Origin of the sequence: uncultured Ruegeria sp. (genome assembly GCF_947489545.1) — a bacterium.
GTDB lineage: Bacteria > Pseudomonadota > Alphaproteobacteria > Rhodobacterales > Rhodobacteraceae > Ruegeria.
In genome coordinates, this window is sequence record NZ_CANLDZ010000002.1 from 439,757 (window position 1) to 449,118 (window position 9,362).

At 56.6% G+C, this 9,362-nt stretch carries 8 protein-coding genes; 5 read left to right on the top strand and 3 right to left on the bottom strand.

Annotation, left to right across the window (positions count from 1 at the left end; translation table 11 throughout):
- Window positions 1-2: 2 nt before the first annotated feature.
- Together Q1B13_RS04925 and Q1B13_RS04930 are read right to left on the bottom strand one after the other, a co-directional pair.
- Window positions 3-395 carry a cytidine deaminase gene (locus tag Q1B13_RS04925; RefSeq protein WP_299076599.1) on the bottom strand — a complete coding sequence of 131 codons (393 nt, stop codon included), beginning with the start codon at window positions 393-395 and terminating at the stop codon, window positions 3-5.
- An 87-nt stretch (window positions 396-482) separates the two neighbouring features.
- Window positions 483-1,568: a cupin domain-containing protein gene (locus Q1B13_RS04930; RefSeq protein ID WP_299076602.1), complete on the bottom strand. Its 1,086-nt coding sequence runs from the start codon at window positions 1,566-1,568 to the stop codon at window positions 483-485.
- Window positions 1,569-1,710: 142 nt separating this feature from the next.
- Between Q1B13_RS04930 and Q1B13_RS04935 the strand changes: the two genes are divergently transcribed.
- The 5 genes from Q1B13_RS04935 to Q1B13_RS04955 all read left to right on the top strand — a co-directional run bounded on the left by Q1B13_RS04935 (window position 1,711) and on the right by Q1B13_RS04955 (window position 8,065).
- A complete protein-coding gene (locus Q1B13_RS04935) occupies window positions 1,711-3,984 on the top strand; it encodes an NADP-dependent malic enzyme (RefSeq protein WP_299076605.1) in 2,274 nt (757 codons plus the stop codon).
- Window positions 3,985-4,027: 43 nt separating this feature from the next.
- Window positions 4,028-4,417 (top strand): GFA family protein, encoded by a 390-nt coding sequence (locus tag Q1B13_RS04940; protein ID WP_299076608.1) that lies wholly within the window; start codon window positions 4,028-4,030, stop codon window positions 4,415-4,417.
- Window positions 4,418-4,447: 30 nt separating this feature from the next.
- Window positions 4,448-4,672, top strand: coding sequence for a hypothetical protein (locus Q1B13_RS04945; protein WP_299076611.1), 225 nt, complete (start codon window positions 4,448-4,450; stop codon window positions 4,670-4,672).
- Window positions 4,650-6,539: a propionate-CoA ligase PrpE gene (gene prpE, locus Q1B13_RS04950; protein ID WP_299076614.1), complete on the top strand. Its 1,890-nt coding sequence runs from the start codon at window positions 4,650-4,652 to the stop codon at window positions 6,537-6,539. Before Q1B13_RS04945 ends, prpE begins: the two co-directional genes overlap by 23 nt.
- A 92-nt stretch (window positions 6,540-6,631) precedes the next feature.
- On the top strand, window positions 6,632-8,065 hold the full coding sequence (locus tag Q1B13_RS04955; RefSeq protein ID WP_299076617.1) for an amidase family protein: 1,434 nt from the start codon (window positions 6,632-6,634) through the stop codon (window positions 8,063-8,065).
- Between the two features lie 267 nt (window positions 8,066-8,332).
- Here the strand turns inward: Q1B13_RS04955 and Q1B13_RS04960 are convergent, their stop codons facing one another.
- Window positions 8,333-9,094, bottom strand: a complete 762-nt coding sequence (locus Q1B13_RS04960) for an NAD kinase (RefSeq protein ID WP_366140935.1) — start codon at window positions 9,092-9,094, stop codon at window positions 8,333-8,335.
- Between the last annotated feature and the right edge of the window lie 268 nt (window positions 9,095-9,362).

Here is a 9,362-nt window from a genome sequence, read left to right on the forward strand (position 1 = left end):
GCTCAGGTACCCTCCATATGCGACGCATCAAACGCACCGGGCAGAAGTTGCCCGATTGTTGTTTCCAGCTCTAATCCATCAATGGTTGCTAACGTCACTTTCACGTCACGCTTTCCAAACTCGGCCAGTTTCTGACGGCACCCGCCGCATGGCGGAACTGGCTGAGGGCTGGAGGCGACCACATACACTTCGGCCAGTTCCTGTTCACCCGCAGCAACCATCGCAGCAATCGCGCCAGCCTCGGCACAAGTGCCTTCAGGGTAAGCCACGTTTTCAACATTGCAGCCCGAGAAAACCTGACCCGACGTGGCTCGGATCGCCGCACCAACCTTGAAGTTCGAATAAGGTGCATAAGCTTTTTCCCGGACGGACAAGGCAGCGTCTTTGAGCGACATAGCGATTCCCCAATTTTTGATCATCTGGTCAGAAACACATACCTTAAAGGAAAGCACAGGGGGAGTTGAAGACCCCTGCACGATCATTCACCCCAGTTTCGTACCAAAAACGCCTGGCAGAGTGACCTCCAACAGTTCAACGTCTTGCGATGGATCCGCCAGTCGCGTCCGCATACCGGGCGGAATGACGAATGCATCACCCTGCTCCAACCGGTAGGAATCCCGGCCTTCACCCTCCAGTGTGACTTCGCCGTTCATGACAAATGTAAAATGAATATCGGTATCGTGGCTGGACCACACTGGATCACCCTGCCCCCGGCGCACCACCATCACCCCGGCGACACCCTTTGTGTTTTCAGCAATCGTCGTGTCGCGACAGATATAGCCCGGCAGGCGGAACGCCCCCCAATCGGCGTCCTTGGCTTGATTGTAGACAAATCGCTGACCGCGCCATTCCCGATTTGGTCGGACATGTGGGGTAGGCAGATCCATGTCATGATCGATCTCGGTGACGTGTTCGGCAGGAACACCAATCTCGATCACCTGAACATTGTCTGACGCCTCAAGTACCCGATGGCGGATTTCAGGAGGCTGGATAAAGCAATCCCCAGCCGTCAGTCGCATTTTGTCGCCCTGATCCTCGTAAACCACGTCCACCCAGCCGTGGATGCAAAAGATCAGTTGAAACCCGACCTTATGAAAATGCACCATGTCCGGCACCGGTCCGCCATCGGGGATGCGGATATGGCTGGCAATGATGGACCCCCCAAGCCGGTCGGGCACCAGATCGCGGTAGTGCATTCCCGCCCGCCCGATGATCCATGGCGCCTGATCCTTCAACCTACGGACCACAAAGGAATGGACGGTTTCAGGCATCTCCAAGGGCGGATAGCGCTCTTCAATCTCGATTCGGGTCCCGTTTGGCGCCACCACACTGCGCTGACCATCCAGGAAACTGCCGGGATCTTCCGTCAGGATGCGCAAGGTTCCCGGCGCCTCGGGCGCGTCTTTTTCAATTCGCAGCCGCAGCCCGTGTCCCGAAAACACAGCGACACTGGGATCGTCAGCAGGATAGATCATGTCCATCCGCATCCCCAACACCTTGGTGTAAAACGGGATGTCATCACGCAATTCTTTGGTGGGAATGCGGAATTCAGCTATGGTGTCGCTCATGATGCTCTCCTTCAGGCGGGACAGTGAATGCGAGCCTTTGGTTTTGCAAGCAGCGCGTGCCTGCGGGTCGTTTCAATTCCCTGTTTCCCTTGGGTCATCACTAGTTTAACGTTAAACTAAATATCCAACAGGAAGTCCCGCCATGTCAGATACACCCAGCCTGCGACAAGCCGCGCTAGACTATCACGCCCACCCAAAGCCCGGTAAGCTTGAAATCAAGGCCACCAAACCGATGGCGAATGGCCGCGATTTGGCGCGCGCCTACTCGCCGGGCGTGGCCGAGGCAAGTTTGGAAATCAAAGCAGATGCAGCCAATGCCGAGCTTTATACGTCACGTGGGAACCTGGTGGCAGTGGTATCAAATGGGACAGCTGTACTGGGCTTGGGCAATATCGGAGCACTGGCCTCGAAGCCCGTCATGGAAGGCAAGGCCGTTCTGTTTAAGAAATTCGCCGGGATCGACTGTTTCGATATCGAAGTCGATCAGCCTGACCCAGAAAAACTGGCTGATATCGTGTGCGCGTTGGAACCTACTTTTGGGGCGATCAACCTTGAAGACATCAAGGCTCCGGATTGCTTCATTGTCGAAAAGCTGTGCCGTGAACGGATGAACATTCCCGTCTTCCATGACGATCAGCATGGCACAGCTATTGTCGTGGGCGCGGCCGCCAAAAATGCGCTGCACGTAGCTGGAAAGTCGTTTGAAGACATCAAAGTCGTTTCAACCGGCGGCGGTGCAGCGGGCATTGCCTGCCTGAGCATGTTGGTCAAATTGGGCGTCAAACGGGAAAACATCTGGCTGTGCGACATTCATGGTCTGGTCTATGAGGGCCGTGCCGAGGACATGAACCCCCACAAAGATCAGTTTGCGCAGAAGTCGGATTTGCGAACCCTGGACGACGTCATAGGTGGCGCCGACCTGTTCCTGGGCCTCAGCGGACCGAACGTTTTGAAGCCCGAGATGGTCGAGAAAATGACCGATCGTCCGATCATCTTTGCACTGGCCAACCCAACGCCTGAAATCCTGCCGCAAGCTGCGCGAGAGGTTGCACCAAATGCGATCATCGCCACAGGGCGCAGCGATTTTCCCAACCAAGTCAATAACGTATTGTGTTTCCCGTTTATCTTCCGAGGCGCATTGGATGTCGGTGCGACCGAAATTAACGATGAAATGCAGATCGCCTGCGTTGATGGTATTGCCGACATGGCCCGCGCTACAACCAGCGCCGAAGCCGCAGCCGCCTACAAGGGTGAACAGCTGACCTTCGGGCCGGATTACCTGATCCCTAAGCCGTTTGATCCGCGATTGGTGGGCGTTGTTTCTTCGTCCGTCGCCAAGGCTGCAATGGACAGCGGTGTGGCGAAGCGGCCGATTGAGGATATGGAAGCCTACAAGGAAAAGCTGAACCAATCCGTATTCAAATCTGCCCTGCTGATGCGCCCGGTCTTCGAGGCCGCTGCCGTTGCGTCTCGCCGGATCGTTTTTGCCGAAGGCGAGGATGAACGCGTCCTGCGCGCCGCCCAGGCCATTCTGGAAGAAACCACCGAAACGCCGATCCTGATCGGGCGGCCGGACGTGATAGAAGCGCGCTGCGAAAAACTGGGCCTGACCATTCGTCCCGGCAAGGATTGCCAGATCGTGAACCCGGAAAATGACCCACGGTATTATGACTACTGGAGTTCTTATCATCAGATTATGCAGCGCCAAGGCGTGACGCCGGATCTGGCCAAGGCAATCATGCGCACGAACACAACGGCCATTGGCGCGATCATGGTTCATCGTGGGGAGGCGGACAGCATGATCTGCGGCACCTTTGGTGAGTTTCGGTGGCACTTGAACTATGTCGAACAGGTGCTGGACGATGGCGATTTACGCCCACACGGTGCGCTGTCTTTGATGATCCTTGAAGACGGCCCGTTGTTCATTGCCGACACGCATGTGCGCCAACTTCCGACACCCGAGGAACTGGCTGAATCCACGATCGGCGCGGCGCGCCATGTCCGTCGGTTTGGGATCGAACCAAAGATCGCGTTCTGTTCGCAATCTCAATTCGGAAATCAGGAAGAAGGGTCCGGTAAGCGTCTTCGTGCCGCGCTGGACATTCTGGACCTGGAACCTCGGGACTTTGTCTATGAGGGTGAGATGAACCTGGATGCGGCCCTTGATCCGGATCTGCGGGCCCGCATCTTCCCGGCATCGCGTCTGGAGGGGGCCGCGAATGTGCTGATCTTTGCCCATGCTGACGCGGCCAGTGGGGTGCGCAACATCCTGAAGATGAAAGCTGATGGAATCGAGGTGGGCCCCATCCTGATGGGCATGGGCAACAAGGCCCATATCGTTACCCCGGCGATCACGGCGCGCGGATTGCTGAATATGGCTGCCATTGCCGGAACGCCAGTCGCGCATTACGGTTAGGTCAGGCGGCCCTATTGGCTGGCCGCCATTCAGGGAGGTCAGCATGAAAGGGCATTGTCATTGCGAAGCGGTGCGCTGGGAAAGCGAAGGTCAGGTCGCTTGGAGCTGTTATTGTCATTGCGCCGATTGTCGCCGCAATTGCGCGTCGCCTGTCACAGCGTTTTTTGGGCTGCCGCACGATTCCGTTGATTGGCATGGGGAGGCACCAAAAATCTACCGGTCATCTGACGCTGTGGAGCGACTTTTCTGCGGGGTCTGTGGCACTCAAATGGCGTATCGCAACGCCCAAGACACCGATAACATCCACCTCTACACCGCGACGCTTGAAGATCCGGATACTTTGCCACCTCGGTTCCATGTGTTTCATGCGGATCATCTAAGGTGGTTAAGTGTTCAGGACAGTCTGCCACGCTATGCCAAAAGCGCCGGGTGAGTCGATTCTTCGGCTGAGGCGGGATTTTGCATGACTAAGTTTGCAGATTTGCAAAACCTTCGCAGCGGCGCACCCAAGCTGCAGCAGAAAAAGGGGTTTGCAAAAATTTGCAGGAAAATCCGAGGTCCTCTGCAAAGATTTTGCGATAAACTGACGCGCCGTCAATCGCGCCGCTTGTTCGAAGCAACAGGGATGCATAACAACATGCGCAAGGCTTTGGGAGGAGGACGAGATGGCATATCAGGACGTTTATGAAAGCTGGCAAACCAACCCCGAGGCGTTCTGGATGGACGCCGCAAAAGGGATCGATTGGGTCAAAGCCCCTAGCAAAGCTTTGTTTGACGACAATGCGCCGCTGTATGAATGGTACAACGACGCGCAGGTCAATACCTGCTGGAACGCCGTGGACCGACACGTGGCAAACGGGCGTGGCGAACAGGCCGCCATTATCTACGACAGTCCGATCACGCACACAAAACGCGAAATTTCCTATGTCGAGCTGCGCAACCGCGTTGCTACACTCGCTGGCGCATTGCGGGCCAAAGGTATCAAAAAAGGTGACCGCGTCATCATTTATATGCCGATGATCCCCGAAGCGCTTGAGGCGATGTTGGCATGTGCCCGGTTGGGCGCGGTTCATTCGGTTGTGTTTGGCGGCTTTGCCAGCAACGAGTTGGCGGTCCGCATTGACGATGCCAAACCCAAAGCGATCATCGCGGCATCCTGCGGGATGGAGCCAGGCCGTGTCGTCCACTACAAGCCTTTGCTGGACGGTGCCATCGATATGGCGGACCACAAGCCCGACTTTTGCGTCGTCTTCCAGCGCGAACAAGAGGTTGCCCAGCTTATCGAGGGTCGCGACTATAATTGGCACGGGTTCCAATACGGCGTCGAACCTGCAGAATGTGTGCCTGTGGCGGGTAATGATCCGGCCTATATCCTCTATACCTCTGGCACAACCGGAGCCCCCAAAGGAGTCGTTCGGCCAACCGCTGGCCACCTTGTGGCGCTGAACTGGTCGATGAAGAACATCTATGATGTCGATCCGGGCGATGTGTTCTGGGCAGCCTCAGACGTTGGCTGGGTGGTCGGGCATTCCTACATCTGCTACGCGCCGCTCATCCACGGCAACACAACTATCGTGTTCGAGGGCAAGCCGGTCGGCACACCCGACGCAGGCACCTTCTGGCGCGTGATATCAGAACACAAAGTGCGCAGTTTCTTCACCGCACCCACCGCGATCCGCGCTGTCAAACGCGAGGACCCAAGGGGTGAATTGCTCGAGACATATGACCTTTCAAGCCTACGGGCCTTGTTTCTGGCAGGTGAAAGGGCAGACCCCGACACGATCGAATGGGCGCAAAAAGCACTGAAAGTTCCGGTGATCGATCATTGGTGGCAAACCGAAACCGGTTGGACCATCGCAGGCAACCCGCTGGGCATCGAAGAACTGCCGGTCAAGCTGGGCTCACCTGCGAAACCGATGCCCGGATACGATGTTCAGATTCTGGACGAAGGTGGACACCCGATGAAACCCGGCGAACTGGGTGCCATAGCAGTAAAGCTTCCGCTGCCTCCGGGGACGCTGCCGACACTGTGGAATGCTGAGGAGCGGTTCAAAAAATCCTACCTTCAGCATTTCCCCGGATACTATGAAACCGGCGATGCGGGAATGATTGATGAGGATGGTTACCTCTACATCATGGCGCGCACTGATGATGTCATCAACGTTGCTGGCCACCGTCTGTCCACTGGCGGTATGGAAGAGGTTTTGGCCGCACATCCGGATGTCGCCGAATGCGCGGTTATTGGCGTCTCGGACCAGTTGAAAGGGCAAATGCCGGTTGGTTTCCTGTGCCTGAACGCAGGGGCCGGACGTGATCACGGCGAAGTTTCTCAGGAAGTCGTCAAGATGGTGCGCGAGAAAATCGGCCCGGTTGCTGCCTTCAAACTGGCTGTGGTTGTGGACCGTTTGCCCAAGACCCGGTCAGGCAAAATCCTGCGTGGGACAATGGTGTCGATTGCGGATGGTCAGGACTACAAGATGCCGGCCACGATCGACGATCCCGTCATTCTGGATGAGATCAAGTCGGCGCTGCAAACCATCGGCTATGCACAATAACATGCGGGCGGCCCTGGCCGCCTTCAATTCCCCGGCTTTCGCTTGCAACTCAAAACAGGCCCCCTACTGTCGCTGTAAGACAGAGAGGGTTCATGACACAAAGCGACATATGGCGGCTCAGCGCCACTGACTTGACCAGTTTAACGCGTAGCGGTGATCTGAGCGCTCAAGACGCGGTGCAAGCCTCGCTTGACCGTATGGCAGACGTGAATCCAGCCTTAAACGCGGTTGTCGAAGACCTGAGCGCTGAAGCCTTGCACCGGGCCCGTGCACTTGATCAATCTCGGGCAAAAGGCGAGCCAACCGGTCCGCTGCACGGGGTGCCCGTCACGATCAAGGTAAATGTCGATCAGAAAGGACATGCCACCACCAATGGCGTGGTCGCTCTGAAAGATGTCATCGCGCCAGATGACGCGCCGGTTGTGTCCAATCTGGAAGAGGCTGGCGCCGTTGTGATCGGGCGAACAAACACACCAGAATTCTCGTTTCGCGCGGATACTGACAACCCATTGTATGGGCGAACACATAACCCTTGGGGCGCGCATATTTCACCAGGCGGATCTTCCGGAGGTGCGGCCGCTGCCGTGATGGCTGGCGTCGGCGCGCTGGCTCATGGCAATGACATTGGTGGCAGCCTGCGCTTTCCAGCCGCGGCGACCGGTGCGGTGACAGTCAAACCCGGCCTCGGTCGCGTCCCTGCATGGAACCCCAGCCAGCAAGCCGAACGAGGTCTGCTGGCGCAATCCATGTCGGTTCAGGGCCTGATCACCCGGTCTGCCGCGGACCTGCATCTGTCGATGCCCAGCCTGATCGCACCTGATCCGCGTGATCCATTCCACGTGCCAATCGCCTGGCGCGGTGCCCCTGTAGAAGCCCCCATCAAAGTGGCGTTTACCAAAAACACCTTTGGTTACGCGCTTCATCCCGAGGTCGAGAAAGCCTTGGACACCGCCCACGAGGCTTTGGTCGATGCAGGCTATGTCGTCGACGAAATTGATCCGCCAGACGTGTTTGAATGCGGTCGGATCGGGTATCGGACGCTGATGGGTGAAGTTCTGACCCTGATGAAATCAGATATCGAAGCGGCGGGCTCGCAGACAATTCGAGATATTTTTGATGTCTATTTTCAAGAGTTCCCGCCGATCGTGGAAACCGAACTGGTGCACATGTTGGCCAAGCGCAGCCACTACGCCAGAGAGTGGTCACTGTTTCTTCAAGACTATCCCCTTGTCCTGTCGCCCTTCCTGCCGCAGCCTTTTTTCAAACCCGACCGTGACACCGAAGGGGCAGAAGGCGTACACGAAGTTTTGGGCTGCGCCGTCTATTCTTACGCGATGAATTTCTTAGGGCTGCCTGCTGCATGTGTTCCTGCCCGGTTGGCGGAACTGCCACAGGGACCGCAACCTATCAACGTTCAGATTGCTGCACGGCGCTGGCGTGAAGATCTGGCCGTAGATGCCGCCGCCGCGATCGAAGCCCGGGTCGGACAGATGTGCATTCCAATCTGGGACAAAATGGGAGGGTGAGGTAAAACCCGCACCCTGAACAAAATAGACCCCGGGTTATTTTGCCCGGGGTCCGCATACTAAAATATGCTCGGATTTTTGATGACGAGCGTAGCACCACCCACCCTCGCCAGCGCGAAATTTGCGCAACTGTTCGAAAACGCCGTTTGGTGGCCACTCACTTCCACCGTGACGTGTTCTCCGAGCAAGATCAGGTTAGCCGACGGTTAACGGACCGCCTGTGAACTGGGTCACATAACGTGTCAAAAATCGCGTAGATCCGGCGTTTTATGTGAATTGCTCGGATATCAACCGTTCTTCAAGCCCATGTCCTGGGTCAAATAGAATCCGGTGGGATATCGCAGGTTCCGAGCGAATCTCGACCCAATCGATATCGGGAAAGGAAACGGAATCGGCGGCGACGATCACGGGCCGTTTGTCCGCGTCCAATACATCGAAACGCACATTGGCGATCTTGGGCAGTAGCGCACCCCGCCAACGCCGAGGTCTAAACGCGGCTATCGCGGTCAGCGCTAGAACATCTGAGCCGATCGGCAGGATTGGGCCATGGGCTGAGTAGTTATACGCGGTCGATCCCGCTGGCGTGGACAACAAAGCCCCATCACAAACAAGCTCGGCCATGCGTTCTCTGCCATCGACACTGATTTTCAGGCGTGCAGCCTGTGGTCCCGCGCGCAGCAGCGATACCTCGTTGATCGCAAGGGCTTTGTGAAGCTTGCCAGACTGGTCCATTGCATTCATGGCCAGCGGGTTGATGACCTCTTCTTCGGCCGCGGCAAGCCGGTCCATCAGATCAGCTTCGTGAAACTCGTTCATCAAAAACCCGATGGTTCCGCGGTTCATGCCGTAAACCGGCGTGTCCAGATGTTGCATATTGTGCAACGTGTGTAGCATGAACCCGTCCCCACCAAGGGCGACCACGGCATCGGCGTCCCGAGGGGCGGCGTTTCCGTGTTTGGCCACCAGATCGTCACGTGCCGTTTGCGCCACTTTGGCATCGCTGGCAAGAAATGCGATTCTCTTTTTCATCTGTTCCGGTTTCCGGTGCTGCACATTTGGTTCCGAAACAAACATACCTTTCCCCGATAGGCCAGACTTGACGCCGCAGTTGACCAAATCGTCGTTTTAAGCCTTTTGCACCCGCGGAGTTTCCGATAGGAAATCTTCAAGATTTTCATCCAGCCATGTGGAGCGCAAATGAACGCCAATCTTCGTGATACCGGTTTTTTCACCCAGTCCCTGTCTGATCGTGACCCTGAGCTTTATGGCTCGATCACGTCCGAGCTGGGTCGCCAGC

What these genes read in the sequence shown, in the direction of transcription:
- Q1B13_RS04925 (WP_299076599.1), bottom strand. Translation starts at nt 395, where the DNA reads ATGTCGCTCAAAGACGCTGCCTTGTCCGTCCGGGAAAAAGCTTATGCA.
- Q1B13_RS04930 (WP_299076602.1), bottom strand. Translation starts at nt 1,568, where the DNA reads ATGAGCGACACCATAGCTGAATTCCGCATTCCCACCAAAGAATTGCGT.
- Q1B13_RS04935 (WP_299076605.1), top strand. Translation starts at nt 1,711, where the DNA reads ATGTCAGATACACCCAGCCTGCGACAAGCCGCGCTAGACTATCACGCC.
- Q1B13_RS04940 (WP_299076608.1), top strand. Translation starts at nt 4,028, where the DNA reads ATGAAAGGGCATTGTCATTGCGAAGCGGTGCGCTGGGAAAGCGAAGGT.
- Q1B13_RS04945 (WP_299076611.1), top strand. Translation starts at nt 4,448, where the DNA reads ATGACTAAGTTTGCAGATTTGCAAAACCTTCGCAGCGGCGCACCCAAG.
- prpE (WP_299076614.1), top strand. Translation starts at nt 4,650, where the DNA reads ATGGCATATCAGGACGTTTATGAAAGCTGGCAAACCAACCCCGAGGCG.
- Q1B13_RS04955 (WP_299076617.1), top strand. Translation starts at nt 6,632, where the DNA reads ATGACACAAAGCGACATATGGCGGCTCAGCGCCACTGACTTGACCAGT.
- Q1B13_RS04960 (WP_366140935.1), bottom strand. Translation starts at nt 9,094, where the DNA reads ATGAAAAAGAGAATCGCATTTCTTGCCAGCGATGCCAAAGTGGCGCAA.